Consider the following 15,634-nt stretch of genomic DNA (forward strand, 5'->3'; position numbering starts at 1 on the left):
AAATAGGGGTGAATTCAATGACGATCAAAGCTGAAGAAATCAGCGCCCTGCTAAAAGAGCGGATCGCTTCGTACGGTTCTGAAATCGAAGTCAGTGAGACAGGTACAGTCATTCAAGTAGGTGACGGTATCGCTCGTGCATACGGACTCGATAACGTTATGGCGGGGGAACTCGTAGAGTTCTCTAACGGCGTAATGGGCTTGGCGCAAAACTTAGAAGAAGGTAACGTCGGGATTATCATCCTTGGCGACTACAAAGGCATCAAAGAAGGCGACTCGGTAAAACGTACGGGCCGCATCATGGAAGTTCCAGTCGGTGAAGCGCTCCTCGGACGCGTCGTCAACCCGCTCGGACAACCAATCGACGGTCTCGGACCGATCGTGACGGACACATACAACCCGATCGAGCGTAAAGCTTACGGCGTTATGGCCCGTAAGTCAGTTCACGAACCGCTCCAAACTGGGATTAAGGCGATTGACGCCCTCGTACCAATCGGTCGCGGTCAGCGTGAGCTCATCATCGGTGACCGTCAAACTGGTAAGACTTCGATCGCAATCGACGCGATCATCAACCAAAAAGAAGAAAACATGGTCTGTATCTACGTCGCAATCGGTCAGAAAGAATCGACTGTCCGTGGCGTAGTTGAGACGCTCCGTCAAAACGGCGCCCTCGATTACACGATCGTTGTTTCGGCATCGGCTTCACAGCCAGCCCCACTTCTTTACCTCGCACCATTCGCTGGGGTATCGATGGGTGAGTACTTCATGGACCGCGGACAACACGTCCTCGTCGTGTATGATGACCTCTCGAAACAAGCGGCAGCTTATCGTGAGCTCTCGCTTCTTCTCCGTCGTCCTCCAGGCCGCGAAGCCTACCCAGGGGATGTCTTCTACCTCCACTCACGCCTTCTTGAGCGTGCGGCGAAGTTGAACGACGAACTCGGCGGCGGTTCATTGACAGCACTTCCGTTCATCGAGACACAAGCGTCGGATATCTCGGCTTACATCCCGACGAACGTAATCTCGATCACAGACGGTCAAATCTTCCTTCAGTCGGACCTCTTCTTCTCAGGGGTACGTCCTGCGATCAACGCCGGTCTCTCGGTATCGCGTGTTGGTGGTTCGGCTCAAGTGAAAGCGATGAAGAAAGTTGCGGGTACGCTCCGTCTTGACCTCGCGTCATACCGTGAGCTCGAAGCGTTCGCCCAGTTCGGGTCGGACCTCGACAAAGCGACACAAGCGAAGCTCAACCGTGGACAACGGACTGTTGAAGTCTTGAAACAAGACTTGAACGCACCGCTTTCGGTCGACAAGCAAGTAATCATCATCTACGCTCTCACGAAAGGTCATCTCGATGACGTCCCAGTCGAAGACATCCGTCGTTTCGAAAAAGAAATGAACGCATGGCTCGATCAAAACCGTGCGGACCTCTGCCGTGAAATCCGTCAAACAGGAAACCTTCCTGCTGACGAGGCGATGGTCGATGCACTTACGGAATTCAAAAAGACGTTCTCGCCATCGGTTTAATCCGGTGACGAGCGTCTATTAAGGTGGTGAATCGAAATGGCATCATTACGTGAGATCCAGATGCGGATCACCTCGACCCAAAGCACGAAGCAAATCACGAAAGCGATGAACATGGTGTCGGCCTCGAAATTGAACCGCGCTCAAGGGAGCAACGCCAACTTCAAGCCGTACATGACCAAGTTGCAGGAAGTCATCTCGTCGATTGCCGGCGGTACTTCAGGCGCAACACACCCGATGCTTCAAGTCCGTCCCGTTAAACGGACCGGCTATATCGTCATCACGTCAGACCGCGGACTTGCTGGTGGATACAACGCCAGCGTCCTTCGTGACGTGTATCGCGAGTTGAAAGCCAAACACGGTTCAACAGACGAATACCGTCTGTACGTGATCGGGAAGGTCGGCGTTCAGTTCTTCAAGGCCCGTAACATTCCGGTGTACAGTGCCATGACAGGACTCAACGACCAGCCATCATTCGTTGAAGTCGCAGAGATCGTCAAACAGACGGTCGGCGCGTTCAGTGAAGGCGAGATCGATGAATTGAAGCTTTGCTACAACTCATTCATCTCTGTCATCAGCCAAGAAGTGAAGATCGATCGATTGCTTCCGCTTGGGAATATCGAACAGACCGCATCTAATGTGATGTATGAATACGAACCAGAAGAAGAAACGATCTTAGCAGCGCTTCTTCCGCGTTACGCGGAAGGACTCATCTACGGCGCGCTCCTCGATGCGAAAGTATCGGAGCACGCGGCTCGGATGACGGCGATGTCGAACGCGACGGACAACGCGGATGAACTTATCCGTGGACTCAAGCTCAAGTTCAACCGCGCGCGTCAAGCGGCGATCACACAAGAAATCACAGAGATTGTCGGAGGTGCGGCTGCGCTTGAATAAGCGCACGCCCTCTAGATTGTAGGAGGCTAACACGATGAACGAATACGGCATGAAAGGCCGCGTAGTCGCAGTCATGGGCCCAGTTATCGACGTTAAGTTCGACAACCACTTACCGAACATCTACAACGCCCTCAAAGTCACGCATGTGGCTGAATCGGCGCAAGATGTCAGTGTCGACTTGACGCTCGAGGTGGCGATTCACCTTGGGGATGACACGGTCCGTACGATTGCGATGGACTCAACGGACGGCGTTCGCCGCGGCATGGAAGTACTTGACTTAGGTTCACCGATTTCAGTACCGGTCGGAGAAGAGACGCTCGGTCGTGTCTTCAACGTACTCGGTAACCCGATTGACGATAAAGAAGTATCACCGACTGTCCGTCGGTCACCGATCCACCGTCTCGCACCGACGTTCGATGAATTGTCGACAAAGGTTGAGATCTTGGAAACAGGGATCAAAGTCGTCGACCTTCTCGCACCTTACATCAAAGGTGGTAAAATCGGCCTCTTCGGTGGTGCCGGTGTAGGTAAAACCGTTCTCATCCAGGAACTCATCAACAACATCGCGCAAGAGCACAGCGGGATTTCTGTATTCGCAGGAGTCGGCGAGCGTACGCGTGAAGGAAATGACTTGTTCCACGAGATGACGGACTCAGGCGTTATCAAGCAAACGGCGATGGTCTTCGGTCAGATGAACGAGCCGCCGGGCGCGCGTCTTCGCGTAGCCTTGACGGGTCTTACAATGGCAGAATACTTCCGCGATGAGCAAGGACAAGACGTTCTTCTCTTCGTCGATAACATCTTCCGTTTCACACAGGCAGGTTCGGAAGTTTCGGCCCTTCTCGGTCGGATGCCATCTGCCGTAGGTTACCAACCGACACTCGCGACGGAAATGGGTATGCTTCAAGAGCGGATCACGTCAACAGCTAAAGGATCGGTTACATCGATTCAAGCCGTATACGTACCAGCCGATGACTATACTGACCCGGCTCCAGCGACAACGTTCGCTCACCTTGATGCAACGACTAACTTGGAGCGTCGTCTTTCGGAGATGGGGATCTACCCAGCCGTTGACCCGCTCGCATCGACTTCACGTGCCCTCTCGCCTGACATCGTCGGACCAGAGCACTACGAAGTAGCCCGTAACGTCCAGCAGACGCTTCAGCGTTACAAAGAGCTTCAAGATATCATTGCAATCCTCGGTATGGACGAGTTGTCTGAAGACGATAAGCTCACGGTTCACCGTGCCCGTCGTATTCAGTTCTTCTTGTCACAAAACTTCCACGTGGCTGAGCAGTTCACAGGCCAAAAAGGTTCGTACGTACCAGTTAAAGAGACAGTTCGCGGCTTCAAAGAGATCCTCGATGGTAAACACGACGATCTTCCAGAAGATGCATTCCGTCTCGTTGGTCCAATCGAAGACGTCATCGAAAAAGCGAAGACGTTGGTCTAAGACCTACACGGAAGGGGGAAACTAGACGATGAATACTCTTCACGTCAACGTCGTCACCCCGGATGGTGCAGCCTATGAGGGCGAGGCACGGATGGTCGTCGCCAAATCGGTGACCGGTGAACTCGGTATCTTACCGAAACACATCCCGATGGTGACACCGCTCGATATCTCAGTTCTCAAACTGCGCCACGAAGATGGTGGACGCACGCTGATCGCACTCAGCGGCGGTTTCATGGAAGTTCGTCCCGACACGGTGACGATCTTAGCTGAAACAGCCGAAATGGCGGATAAAATCGACTACGACCGCGCTTCTGCGGCGAAAGTTCGTGCCGAGCGTCGTCTTCAAGACACGAAGCTCTCGGACCTCGAATTCCGTCGTGCGGAGCTCGCGCTCAAAAAAGCGATTAACCGTTTGAGCATTCGCGATATCAAAGAATAACCGACATCTCTCCTGCAGCCGCAGGGGAGATTTTTTTGTGGATGGACCGAATGAATCACGTTCCTTCTATATATATAGGTCCAAAGCATCAAAAGTTTTACGCCCAAATAGTGGAAGACAGACATCTCTTATCCGATAATATAGGTGGGAACTACGGTAAAGGAGACAATGGGATGAAAGTTTATGTTGCGCGCCAACCGATCTTTGATCAAAAATTACGCGTCTGTGGCTATGAACTGTTATATCGCCGCAGCGAGAAAAATATATTTGAACATGTCGATGACGCACTTGCGACCGCCGACGTGATTCATAACGCCTATCTCGTCTTCAACTTTCGGGAGTTGACGGAAGGGACGAGAGCGTTCATTAACTTTCCGCAAAACTTGATTGAGAGCGAGGTACCGGCTTTATTGCCGCGGCAGACGCTCGTCGTCGAGGTGCTCGAGCATGTCGAACCGACGGAGAAAGTCTTGGCGGCGTTACGTTCGTTACGTCGGAAAGGCTATACGATCGCCCTCGACGACTTCGTGTTCGAAGAGAAGTATCGGCCACTCATCGGACTCGCCGATATCATCAAAATCGACTACCAGGCGACACCGATCGACCAACAGAAGCGGCTCATCGACGCCCTCGGCCATCGCGTCGAATTTCTAGCGGAGAAAATCGAGACACCGTTCGAATATGAGATTGCCAAGAAGCTCGGCTATCACATGTTCCAAGGCTACTTCTTCAGTCGGCCGACGGTCGTCCACGGTGCCGAGGTCCATCCGCTCCGGCATACGCTCGTCGAAGTGCTGAAGGAACTCGATAAGCCGGAACCGGACTTCCGACGCATCGCCAGCCAAATCGAACGAAGCGTCGACTTGTCGTATAAAATGTTACGCTCGGTCAACACGGTTTATCAAAAGGGACGTCACACGATTCAATCGATTGAACAGGCCGTCGCGCGCATCGGGCTCGATGAGATGCGGCGTTGGTCCTACTTGATGTTGTTGCGTGAGTTGCAGACATCCGAATCGAAAGAATTGATTAAACAGAGTGTCATCCGCGGCAAGATGATGGAACTGATCGCGGCCGAGACGCTGCCGCACGTGACGGCGTTCGACGCGTTCATCACGGGTATCTTCTCGTCGCTTGACGTCATCTTGGACGAGACGATGCATACGCTCGTCTCGGAGCTTCCGGTCGAACCCGTCGTCAAAGCGGCGCTTCTCGGGGAAGACAACGAGTTGCGCGGTTTGCTCAATACGGTGCTCGCCTATGAGCGGTTGACGGTCGACGTCGATGAGACGATGCCGGACTTGTCTCGATACTACGTCGAAGCCATCCGTTGGAGCCAAACTTATGATGCTGAAGTGAATAATGTTTGAAATGTTGAAGGGACGTCAATTACTGTACTAAGGCCATGCGCCGATTGACGTTCCTTTTTGTATGCGGTTTATGGAGAGAAAGCGAGTTGATCGGATGAACCCATTCCACCACTCACTTAAACGCTAAGTCTTTTTTTCTCTGACGTGACATGCTATGATTAAAAATGGTACGAATTTTTGAAAAGAGGGGAATCGTCGATGTTGAACACCGTGTTATCGCTCGTCATTTACGTCGTAGCGATCTACGTCGCTTGGTGGGCACTCATGCCGGTCAAATGGGACCGCCTGCTCAATCAAGTGAGGAGTCCGCAAGCAGCAGTCTTGCGTGTCCTCGTGGCCGTCGTCTTCGGTTCACTGATCGCCCAGTTCTTTTTGGAGTATATCCGATTGGCCCAGGCGCTCGCACCATTACAGTAGGCAGGGAAACGATTACTAAACTGTAATCCTGCTGTAACGTTTCTTATATGTTTATCGTGTAGGATAAATTCGTCTGACATGACGAATTTTTCATCAGAATTTTATGAGTGCTTTTATTATTATTTTTCTCTCTGATGAAGCGTCACGTGTTACAAACCATCGTAGTAATCGACATAACCACATCCGGTAGAGGATATCGACGTATAAAACAAAAAAACAACGAAGTTGGAGGACAAAGAGAGATATGAAGGATTTGATTGTAGTCCGTGGAGGACGTAAATTGTCAGGTACTGTGCGTGTTGAAGGAGCTAAAAACGCCGTACTCAAAACATTGGTTGCCACTCTTTTAGCAAGCGAAGGAAAGTCGGTACTTCAAAACGTGCCACGCCTCGCTGATGTGTACACGATTAACAAAGTACTTCGCCACCTTGGTGCAGAGGTTGCGTTTGACGAAGCAAATAACGAAGTCACTGTCGATGCGTCGGGCACAATCAAAGACGAGGCGCCGCTTGAGTACGTCCGCAAGATGCGTGCCTCGATCCTTGTCATGGGTCCTCTCCTTGCTCGTCTTGGGCATGCGCGTGTCGCAATGCCAGGCGGTTGCTCGATCGGGTCACGTCCGATTGACCTCCACTTAAAAGGCTTCGAGGCAATGGGCGCGAAGACGGTCATCGGCAACGGTTTCGTCGAAGCTTCGGTCGACGGTCGCTTGAAAGGTGCGAAGATCTACTTGGACTTCCCATCTGTCGGCGCGACAGAGAACATCATGATGGCGGCAGTCCTTGCTGAAGGAACAACGGTCATCGAAAACGTCGCCAAAGAACCTGAAATCGTCGACCTTGCCAACTTCTTGAACGGTATGGGCGCACACGTCCGCGGTGCCGGTACAGAAACGATTCGAATCGAAGGCGTGGAGAAACTCCATGGTGCCGAGCATTCAATCATCCCTGACCGCATCGAAGCCGGTACGTTCCTCGTTGCTGGAGCGATCACAGGTGGCGACATCGAAGTCATCGGCGCTGAGCGCGAGCACCTTCGCCCACTCATCTCGAAGATGGAAGAAATGGGCGTCAAGTTCGAGGATACGTCAGAAGGCATGCGTGTCATCGCATCGGATGTGTTGAAGCCGGTCGACGTGAAGACGATGCCACACCCTGGTTTCCCGACTGACATCCAAGCACAAATGATGGCGCTCGTCTTGAAAGCTGGCGGCACATCGGTCATCACCGAAACAGTGTTCGAGAACCGCTTCATGCACGTCGAAGAATTCCGCCGCATGAACGCAGACATTAAAATCGAAGGACGCTCGGCAATCATCAAAGGCGGCGTTCGCCTCCAAGGTGCTGAAGTCGTCTCGACTGACCTTCGTGCCGGAGCAGCCCTCGTCCTCGCGGGACTCATCGCGGACGAAGAGACACGCGTTGGCGATCTCTACCACATCGACCGTGGCTACGTCGACTTCCACAAGAAATTGCAAGCGCTTGGTGCTGACATCGAGCGAATCCAAGGGAACGTCGAAGTTGCCGAAGAAATGGTCAAGAACTAATTAATAGACTCATAGGAGCGAGGAGAGACTCTTCTCGCTCTTTTCAATGAAGTAACGAACGGAGGAACCTACACACCATGTTTTCAAAAGATATCGGGATTGATTTAGGAACAGCAAACGTCGTCATCCACGTCAAAGGTCGAGGCATCGTCCTCGACGAGCCATCCGTCGTTGCCATCAAGCGTTCGACAGGGAAAGTACTCGCTGTCGGAACGGAAGCGTATCAGATGGTCGGACGTACGCCAGGTGACATCGTCGCCATCCGTCCACTCCGTGATGGGGTCATCGCTGACTTCGCGACAACCGAAGAGATGCTTCGCCATTTCGTCGAGAAGATCCAAGTCCGCGGTTTCTTTGGCGGCATCCGCATGCTCATCTGTACACCGGCAAACGTGACACCGGTTGAAGCGAAAGCGATCCGTGAGGCGGCCGAGAAGGCCGGCGCGAAAGAAGTCTTCCTCGCCGTAGAACCGAAGGCAGCAGCCGTCGGTTCAGGCATGGACATCTGGAAGCCGGTCGGTCATATGATTGTCGACATCGGTGGCGGGACGACAGACGTTGCCATCCTCTCGATGGGCGATATCGTCTGCGGCGAAACGATTAAAATCGCCGGGGATCGGTTCGATACGGACATCCTCCGCGCCATCAAAGACAAGCATAAGCTCGTCATCGGTGAGCGGACGGCCGAGCAAATCAAGAAAGAGATTGCGACGGTCTTCCCAGGCGGACGTAACGAGACGATGGATATCCGAGGTCGTGACATGGTGCGTGGGCTTCCGCGTACGGTAACCATCACGTCGGAAGAACTCCGTGAAGCGATGGCTGAATCGGCAAATGAGATCGTCGAAGCAACGAAGCGCGTCCTCGAACAGACGCCTCCGGAACTTGCGGCCGATATCATCGACCGCGGCATCATCATGACAGGTGGCGGCTCGCTCCTCCACGGGATCGACCAGCTCGTCGCCGAGCGTGTCGGATTGCCGGTCATGATTGCCGAAGAGCCGACGCTCAGCGTCGCGCATGGCACGGGCATCATGCTCGAGCACTTGGATCGTTTGAAGTAAGATCATCTAAAGGCACGACGTCAGTAGGCGTCGTGCTTTTTTTGCGTTCAACACTGTCTGAATTTCCTGGAAATGGATAGAATAAGAGAGGGAGGGCTGCAGATGAATCCATTGATTGAGCGATTGACGGCGAAAGGAGTCGAGGTCACGGAGGTTGAAGACCGAGGTGAGGAAGCGCGTCAGACATGGGTGGCGCACTTCATACGACCGGAACAGCGGACACGGCTTTCCCCTTATCTATGGGAGGATATCGGGGCAGGGGCTGACGGCTGTCTCGTCGGAACGGCTGCTGAGCATGCGTTCGAACGGGCAGGGAAGTGGAAAGCGATGCTCTTTTTTCAACACTCGAACGATGTGCTCGAACTCGACTTGACGAAAGCACAACCACTTGCCAGGAAAGAGTTGATTGTCGAAACCATGGACTATGCGGACATCTATATCGTCGACCCGGCTTACACGTGGACGTATGTCATTCCGCACGAAGCGGACTGGGGACCGTATTTTCTCACCAAATTAGGGACTAAAGGGGATCATTAAATGACACGACCACTCACACTCATTACCGGCGTCAGTCGGACGCAAGGCATCGGGGCAGCCATCGCGCGAAAACTCGCTACGTCAGGCCATGACTTGTATCTCACGCATTGGAGCCCGTTTGACGGCACGGAAGGCGTCGGAGCGGAACCGGACTTCATCGACGGCTTCGTCGACGAATTACGGGCATCAGGGGCCCGTGTCGCACACGAAGCGTATGATTTGGCGTCTGGAGACGCAGAAGGGCTACTCAACCGCGTCGAAGCGGCGCTCGGTACTCCGAGCCGTCTCATCAACAACGCGACGTATGAACGGCACGTGAGCGTCGATACGTTCACGACCGAGACACTTCGCCGGCATTATCTCGTCAACAATGAAGGGACGCTCGGTCTGACGTTCGCCTTCATCGAGCGATACAAACAGGCTGGGCATACGGACGGACGCATCCTGTTCATGGTGTCCGGGGGAGCAGATGCATCCAACTTGGCTTATATCGCCACGAAAGGCATGTTAATCGCCATCACGCCGGCGCTCGCTAACGGGGCAGGGCAGTACGGAATCTCTGTGAATGCGCTCGACCCGGGCCCGACCGATTCGGGTTGGATTGATGACGGGCTCCGTCAACAACTCGTACCGCTGTTCCCGCATGGACGTGTCGGGACACCCGAAGACACGGCCCGCTATATCGCGTTCCTCATGGGGTCGGACGGGGCCTGGGTCAATGGGCAACATCTTCACGTCGACGGTGGCTTCGTCGGACGCTAAAAAGAGCTTCTCCCAATTCAAGGGAGAAGCTCTTTTTAATGCCATGTATAGTCTTTGTCGACGAAGAGTCGAGTGGACAAATCCGTTTGCGGGAACGGCTTTTCTTTCGCATCTAACCAGTCATGGTAATCGCAAAGACAGACGTCGTCCAAATGGAGCGAGTAGCCGTTGTTGATCGTCTGGACCGAGATACTCAAATCATACTCGGCGAGCGTCTTCTTCAAGCGGTAGACGAGGTTATAGACGTTGTGGAGCGCCCGCTGCGGCTCATCAATCTCTGGATAGAGCGTCTCGGCAATCAGCCATTTATTGACCACTTTATCACGATGGAAAATCAAGTAGGCGAACAGCTCCTCGGTCTTCTGTGTCGGCCATTTGACGAGGTCACCGTCTTGCGTCTTGACCGAGAAGTGGTCGAGACATTGAATCGTACACGTCCGGTGATGCTCGGTCGACATTGTCTCCTTGTATCGTTTCTCGACGCGAGGAATGAGGTCGTGAATCATCTGTTCGGTAATCGGTTTGAGCAGATAGTGCGTCGCTTGCAGGTTGAACGCATCGACCGCGTATTGGCTGTGCGCCGTCGTGAAGACGACTTGAGTCGTCTCGGGCAATCGTTTGGCGAAATCGAGACCGTTCATCTGGGGCATCTCGATATCGAGAAAGACGAGGTCGACTTCCTGGTTTGCTAAAAATTCAAGTGCTTGGAACGGATCGTGGAACGACCCCATCCATTTCAAGTTTGGTTCAGCTTGGATGAGGCGTTCCATCATCCTTAAAATATGGTGCTCATCTTCAATCAAAATCGTGCGCATGTTGCTCGTTCATCCTCTCTCGTTTTGGGAGTCGGATATGCACATGCGTTCCGACCCCTGGTTCAGAATTTAATTTAAATGTGGCATCTGATATGAAGTCGATCCGATTCTTGACATTCGGGATACCAATTCCATTCGATTTTCTCAAGTGCGGTGTCGGATTGAACCCGATGCCGTTGTCGGCAATCCGGATATCGATTGCATCATCTGAGGACTGGATCGACAACATGAGCCGTTTGATACCTGGTTGCTTCATCAACCCATGCTGTACCGCGTTCTCGACGAGCGGTTGCAATAACAGCGGTGGAATCAAGGCGTTGAGGACGGATTCGTCGATATCTTTCGTGATGGTGAACGCATCATTGAAGCGAGTCTGCTCAATCATCAAATACGAGTCGATGACGTCGAGTTCTTGCTTGAGCGAGATATCGTTCTCGGTCCGCCCATTCTCGAAGATGAAGCGGACATATGTGCTCAAATGGCTGAGCAAACGTGCCGCCTCGGTCGGTGCCGTGTAACAGAGCGCAATCACGTTCCCGAACGTGTTGTATAGGAAGTGCGGCTTGATTTGGGCGTTGAAGAACGAAATCTCACTTTGGTTGGCGAACGTCTGCACTTCACGCTTTTTCCGTTTATCCGTCGACAAGTGAATCGGGAGCAACGTGAACATGAGCAGGAAGTAAATGAGCGACATGACGCTCGTATACAGTTCTTGGTTCGGGTGGTCAATCAGAACGTTGATCAACTGGCCGACATAGCCGATGATGAGTGAGATCGTGAACACGAGAAATTCGAACGGATAGCCGTCGTTTTTTCGTTCGAACAGCCAATTGATGTTCAGCCCGGTCCAGAAGAACGTGATGAACAAGACATACACCCAAGGGAATTGGTCGAACGTCGCGTGCGCACCTTCTGGCAGCACCAAGGCGATCAGACTGAACGCATAGAACGGGTAGGACGCGTACTTCAAAAAGTGTCGAAACGGGACGCGTTCGAGACGTAACGCAAAGTTGATTAACATCGCGACACTCAGTAATGCCGTAATCAAATTTAATTTATGGGCCAAAACGTAAGACATCATAGGGACGATTTCGAATACGATCATTTGATCATTCGTCATAAGCGAGACGCTGACGAGGAAAAAGAAAGCAGCCCCATATAAATAGAGCGATTCCTTACGATGGAACAGCCGAACGATTGCGTAGAATGAAAAAATGAGGAGCGAGATGAGGATAATCACGAACTCATAACTGAAGTATTGATTATGATAGGTCATCATATTGCTCGTTGGACCGATGAGCAGGCTATCGGAAATTCCAGTCGAGAGCTCATTCGTCTCAGCCGTTTGAATCGTCAGACGGAACGTCGGGGTATGCGTATCCAGAAGAACGAGGTAGGCATGCCGAAGGTCTTCATCTGTCGATGCGTAGACGGGTGAAACAGCTTCTCCATCAATGAGAAGGTTGACATGTGGGTGGTTACGCGGCACACGCAAAGCGTATTGTCCGGGAGGCAGTGAAATGTCAGCTTCATAAGTAGCCATCTTGTGTGGTGTCACATGCGGGAGTTGTCGATAAGACTCGCGGTCGACTCGCTCGAGCAGGCTCGATTGAAAGCGCCACGTCCCATCGAGACGCATGAGTTGTTCGGTCACACGAGAATCGGTCAAATCGGCCGTTCCTTGTGTGACGGTGACTGAATCGTCAATCGTCTGTCCGCGCGTTAAGGCGAAGCCGCCAACGAGCGCGAAGAAGACCATCAACATGACCAGCCCAATCGATTTAGGGGTCATCTGCATATTCCCTTCGTGGTTTGTGAGTTTTTTGTGAGAAACGAACGATATACTGACACTAATCGTTCACATATTAACGTGACGAATGTTTTCTTATCGTACACGAAACTGACTTTTTTGAATAGCCGAACATACGAAACTATCTAATCCGATTAATCATCGATATGAAAGAAGGCTATATATGAAACGCTGGATTGAACAACGAATTAGCCGCCAAGTCCTCACCGTGTTTTATGTATTGATTGCCTTAATCACGTTGACGTCACTCGGCACATACTTTTATACCCAGCAGGCGATCCGCGAAACCACGGTCGAGCTTGAGCGGATCAGTGAACATCGTTCGCGGGCGACTGATTTGTTCGAGACATGGCAGTCGATGCAATACGAGATGCGCGGCCACGTTTTACTTGGGGAGGATGCATTGCTAGCAGAAGTCAAGCAAGCCCAAGACCGAATCGACGACCAGACGAGCTGGTTTGAACAGAACGCCGAGACGAACGAAGAGACGACGTTCGCGGAAGAGGCGCGTTTGCTCTTTACCATCTATACGACGCGCGTCATGCCTGGTCTCGAACGTTACGTTGTCGCCAAAGCGAACGGCGAAGTCGATGAGCCGTTCTTACAGATGGCGACCGTCGGCCAACTCATGCCGAAGAATGCATCGTCGAATCAGACACGATTCAAATTCAATTCGAATAGTGCGGCCGATATGAGTGCGAGCATCGTCGACATGGAATCGGTATTCACGGACTATCGCTCCGAGCTCGACTTTCAAGAGTCGGGTCTCCGGGAAGAACTGTCGGAGCAGCTCGCCAAAGCCCAATGGATGTGGCTACTCATTTTGCTCGGCGCGTTGTTCATCCTCTTTGTTAGCCTACAACCATATATTGTGCGGTTGACGAAACAGCTTGAGGCGCTCATCACGAACAGTGAACGGCTGGCCGTCGATCCGCATGCCACGCTTATTCCAATCAATCCAATGAAAAACGAGGTTGGTCAACTATCGAAATCGTTCACGGAGATGTCGAGCTCGTTGATTCATCAACATACTGAACTTGAGAAAGAGCGCGAGAAGACGGCCCGCATTTTGCATACGATGCGCGACGCGATTGTCTTTGTCGAGGTAGACACAAACCAACGCTTCGCCAACGAGGCGCTGTTCGAACTGTATGAGCAGCCGTTCCCGTTCGGCGACCGTCAGAGCTTGTATCCGATTGACGCGTTTTATGAGCCGTTCATGGACCAAATCGATGATCAGGACGGTCTCAATCGCTTCACACACCGGGCTAAAAACTGTGGAATCTTCGATGAAACGTTTACGTATTCGATGCAAGGGGGAAGACGTATCATACGGATGTACGCCGAACCGATTGAACTGCAGGACGAACGTTTCGGCGTGATGTTTGTGTCGCGGGACATTACGAAAGAGATTGAGATTGACCGCTTGAAGACGGAACTCGTCGCGACGGTCTCACACGAACTTCGTACCCCGCTCACATCCATTCTTGGTTTTACCGAACTGCTTGAACACCGACAGGTCGACGAAGAGAAGCGGAAACGCTACTTGAGTATGATTCATAGCGAGACGACCCGGCTCGAGCGGCTCGTCAGCAATCTGCTCGACGTGCAGAAGATAGAGTCCGGTAACGCGCAGCAAGACTTCAAAGTCGAGAGTTTGTTCGAACTATTGTCCGATATTCTTGAGATTCATGCCGGTTCGACCGAGTTGCATGCGTTCCATTTCGATTGTGATGAAACGATTCGCGTCTCCGGGGACCCGGCGCAACTGCGTCAAGTGTTCTCGAATATCTTGAATAACGCCATTAAATATTCACCCGACGGCGGCAATATAGCCGTCAACGTCTCGTGCGATGACGATGTCATCCGGATCGCCATCGAAGACGAAGGCATGGGTGTGGCACCCGCAGATGCCGAACGACTGTTTGAGAAGTTCTACCGTGTCCAAAACGAACAGAGTCGCAATATTGGAGGCACCGGCCTTGGGCTTGCGATCTGTAAGGAGATTATTGAATCGCACGGCGGGACGATCAGCGTTCGTTCTGAACTTGGGAATGGGACGATTATGACGGTCGAACTCCCGATTGTCGCTTGACGAAAACCACTTCACATTGCGAAGTGGTTTTTTTTAGTTTTTTTTCAAAAAACGGTGAATGAAACATTCATTTGGTACGATATACAGAGTGAAGACTTTGAACGATGAAAGGAAGACGAACCATGTTACGCGGATTATATACGGCGGCGGGCGCGATGAACGCGCTCCAACGTCAACAAGAGATTTTGAGCAATAACCTTGGAAACGTCCGGACACCTGGATTCAAGGCATCGAACGGCGTCGTCCGCTCGTTCCCAGAAATGTTGCTCGCCCAAGTGAGCCACCCGGGAAATTCGGGTTCACGCGTGCAAGGTGAAGTTGGCACGTTATCGACAGGTGTCTACCTTCAAGAGACGATGCCTCGGTTCTCGAGCGGGAGCATCTCGGAGACGGGCAGCCCGACCGACGTATATATGAAGGTGCCGGCTGACGCGACGGGTGCCGCCATGTTCGCCGTCGAACAGAACGGCGAGACGCTCTATACGACGAACGGACGCTTCGCGGTCGATGAGGAGCGTTTCTTACGCTCGGCGGATGGCGGTTATATCCTCTCTGACGCAGGCGAGCGCATCCAGCTGCCGTCAAGTGAGTTCACGCTGTCGGTCGATGGTCAAATCACGTCGCTCGGTGAGAATGTGGCGACACTCGGTGCCGTCCAAGTTAATGACTTAGCGACGCTCGAACAGGTCGGGAACGATTACCGGGTCAACGGAGACGCACCGCCAGCAGCGAACGTCCAATTCCAACAAGGATTTATCGAAGAGGCGAACGTCGACCTCGATCGGACGATGGCCGACTTGATGACGACGTACCGTCAGTTCGAGGCGAACCAAAAAGTCGTCCAAGCGTATGACAAGAGTGCCGAGCGGGCCATTGAGATCGCTCGGATTCGTTAAGGAGGAAGCC

The 15,634-nt window shown here is 52.5% G+C and carries 14 protein-coding genes; 12 read left to right on the forward strand and 2 right to left on the reverse strand.

From position 1 onward, the window contains the following. Positions 1 to 17 precede the first annotated feature (17 nt). The 10 genes from atpA (at position 18) to KNP71_RS05905 (ending at position 10,008) form a co-directional block, all read left to right on the forward strand. Positions 18 to 1,526: a F0F1 ATP synthase subunit alpha gene (atpA, locus tag KNP71_RS05860; protein WP_029594689.1), complete on the forward strand. Its 1,509-nt coding sequence runs from the start codon at positions 18 to 20 to the stop codon at positions 1,524 to 1,526. A gap of 36 nt (positions 1,527 to 1,562) precedes the next feature. Next, positions 1,563 to 2,420, forward strand: coding sequence for an ATP synthase F1 subunit gamma (atpG, locus tag KNP71_RS05865; RefSeq protein WP_021066139.1), 858 nt, complete (start codon positions 1,563 to 1,565; stop codon positions 2,418 to 2,420). A 34-nt stretch (positions 2,421 to 2,454) separates the two neighbouring features. Continuing rightward, positions 2,455 to 3,873, forward strand: coding sequence for a F0F1 ATP synthase subunit beta (atpD, locus tag KNP71_RS05870; protein ID WP_021066140.1), 1,419 nt, complete (start codon positions 2,455 to 2,457; stop codon positions 3,871 to 3,873). Between the two features lie 28 nt (positions 3,874 to 3,901). Beyond that, complete coding sequence (locus tag KNP71_RS05875; protein WP_021066141.1) at positions 3,902 to 4,312, forward strand: F0F1 ATP synthase subunit epsilon; 411 nt, start codon at positions 3,902 to 3,904, stop codon at positions 4,310 to 4,312. Positions 4,313 to 4,485: 173 nt separating this feature from the next. Continuing rightward, entirely contained in the window at positions 4,486 to 5,682 is a 1,197-nt protein-coding gene (locus KNP71_RS05880) for an EAL and HDOD domain-containing protein (protein WP_029594690.1), read from the forward strand. A 198-nt stretch (positions 5,683 to 5,880) separates the two neighbouring features. Continuing rightward, on the forward strand, positions 5,881 to 6,099 hold the full coding sequence (locus KNP71_RS05885; protein ID WP_021066143.1) for a DUF1146 family protein: 219 nt from the start codon (positions 5,881 to 5,883) through the stop codon (positions 6,097 to 6,099). A gap of 244 nt (positions 6,100 to 6,343) precedes the next feature. Beyond that, positions 6,344 to 7,645 (forward strand): UDP-N-acetylglucosamine 1-carboxyvinyltransferase, encoded by a 1,302-nt coding sequence (murA, locus tag KNP71_RS05890; protein WP_214830285.1) that lies wholly within the window; start codon positions 6,344 to 6,346, stop codon positions 7,643 to 7,645. A 77-nt stretch (positions 7,646 to 7,722) separates the two neighbouring features. Then, a complete protein-coding gene (mreB, locus tag KNP71_RS05895; RefSeq protein WP_021066145.1) occupies positions 7,723 to 8,709 on the forward strand; it encodes a rod shape-determining protein in 987 nt (328 codons plus the stop codon). 102 nt (positions 8,710 to 8,811) lie between these two features. Continuing rightward, entirely contained in the window at positions 8,812 to 9,246 is a 435-nt protein-coding gene (locus tag KNP71_RS05900; protein WP_051627671.1) for a DUF4275 family protein, read from the forward strand. Continuing rightward, on the forward strand, positions 9,247 to 10,008 hold the full coding sequence (locus KNP71_RS05905; protein WP_029594693.1) for an SDR family oxidoreductase: 762 nt from the start codon (positions 9,247 to 9,249) through the stop codon (positions 10,006 to 10,008). A gap of 35 nt (positions 10,009 to 10,043) precedes the next feature. Here the strand turns inward: KNP71_RS05905 and KNP71_RS05910 are convergent, their stop codons facing one another. Then, on the reverse strand, positions 10,044 to 10,823 hold the full coding sequence (locus tag KNP71_RS05910) for a response regulator (protein ID WP_029594694.1): 780 nt from the start codon (positions 10,821 to 10,823) through the stop codon (positions 10,044 to 10,046). Further along, a complete protein-coding gene (locus KNP71_RS05915) occupies positions 10,804 to 12,615 on the reverse strand; it encodes a sensor histidine kinase (protein WP_029594695.1) in 1,812 nt (603 codons plus the stop codon). The genes KNP71_RS05910 and KNP71_RS05915 overlap by 20 nt, the downstream gene beginning before the upstream one ends. Positions 12,616 to 12,796: 181 nt before the next feature. Here KNP71_RS05915 and KNP71_RS05920 point away from each other — a divergent pair, with 181 nt between their 5' ends. Beyond that, positions 12,797 to 14,728: a sensor histidine kinase gene (locus tag KNP71_RS05920; RefSeq protein WP_029594696.1), complete on the forward strand. Its 1,932-nt coding sequence runs from the start codon at positions 12,797 to 12,799 to the stop codon at positions 14,726 to 14,728. A 122-nt stretch (positions 14,729 to 14,850) separates the two neighbouring features. Further along, on the forward strand, positions 14,851 to 15,624 hold the full coding sequence (locus KNP71_RS05925; protein ID WP_214830286.1) for a flagellar hook-basal body protein: 774 nt from the start codon (positions 14,851 to 14,853) through the stop codon (positions 15,622 to 15,624). Positions 15,625 to 15,634: the final 10 nt, after the last annotated feature.

This window comes from Exiguobacterium sp. s56, assembly GCF_018618255.1.
GTDB lineage: Bacteria > Bacillota > Bacilli > Exiguobacteriales > Exiguobacteriaceae > Exiguobacterium > Exiguobacterium chiriqhucha.

Excerpts from the sequence above, each read along its gene's own strand:
- atpA (WP_029594689.1), top strand. The coding sequence starts at position 18 with ATGACGATCAAAGCTGAAGAAATCAGCGCCCTGCTAAAAGAGCGGATC.
- atpG (WP_021066139.1), top strand. The coding sequence starts at position 1,563 with ATGGCATCATTACGTGAGATCCAGATGCGGATCACCTCGACCCAAAGC.
- atpD (WP_021066140.1), top strand. The coding sequence starts at position 2,455 with ATGAACGAATACGGCATGAAAGGCCGCGTAGTCGCAGTCATGGGCCCA.
- KNP71_RS05875 (WP_021066141.1), top strand. The coding sequence starts at position 3,902 with ATGAATACTCTTCACGTCAACGTCGTCACCCCGGATGGTGCAGCCTAT.
- KNP71_RS05880 (WP_029594690.1), top strand. The coding sequence starts at position 4,486 with ATGAAAGTTTATGTTGCGCGCCAACCGATCTTTGATCAAAAATTACGC.
- KNP71_RS05885 (WP_021066143.1), top strand. The coding sequence starts at position 5,881 with ATGTTGAACACCGTGTTATCGCTCGTCATTTACGTCGTAGCGATCTAC.
- murA (WP_214830285.1), top strand. The coding sequence starts at position 6,344 with ATGAAGGATTTGATTGTAGTCCGTGGAGGACGTAAATTGTCAGGTACT.
- mreB (WP_021066145.1), top strand. The coding sequence starts at position 7,723 with ATGTTTTCAAAAGATATCGGGATTGATTTAGGAACAGCAAACGTCGTC.
- KNP71_RS05900 (WP_051627671.1), top strand. The coding sequence starts at position 8,812 with ATGAATCCATTGATTGAGCGATTGACGGCGAAAGGAGTCGAGGTCACG.
- KNP71_RS05905 (WP_029594693.1), top strand. The coding sequence starts at position 9,247 with ATGACACGACCACTCACACTCATTACCGGCGTCAGTCGGACGCAAGGC.
- KNP71_RS05910 (WP_029594694.1), bottom strand. The coding sequence starts at position 10,823 with ATGCGCACGATTTTGATTGAAGATGAGCACCATATTTTAAGGATGATG.
- KNP71_RS05915 (WP_029594695.1), bottom strand. The coding sequence starts at position 12,615 with ATGACCCCTAAATCGATTGGGCTGGTCATGTTGATGGTCTTCTTCGCG.
- KNP71_RS05920 (WP_029594696.1), top strand. The coding sequence starts at position 12,797 with ATGAAACGCTGGATTGAACAACGAATTAGCCGCCAAGTCCTCACCGTG.
- KNP71_RS05925 (WP_214830286.1), top strand. The coding sequence starts at position 14,851 with ATGTTACGCGGATTATATACGGCGGCGGGCGCGATGAACGCGCTCCAA.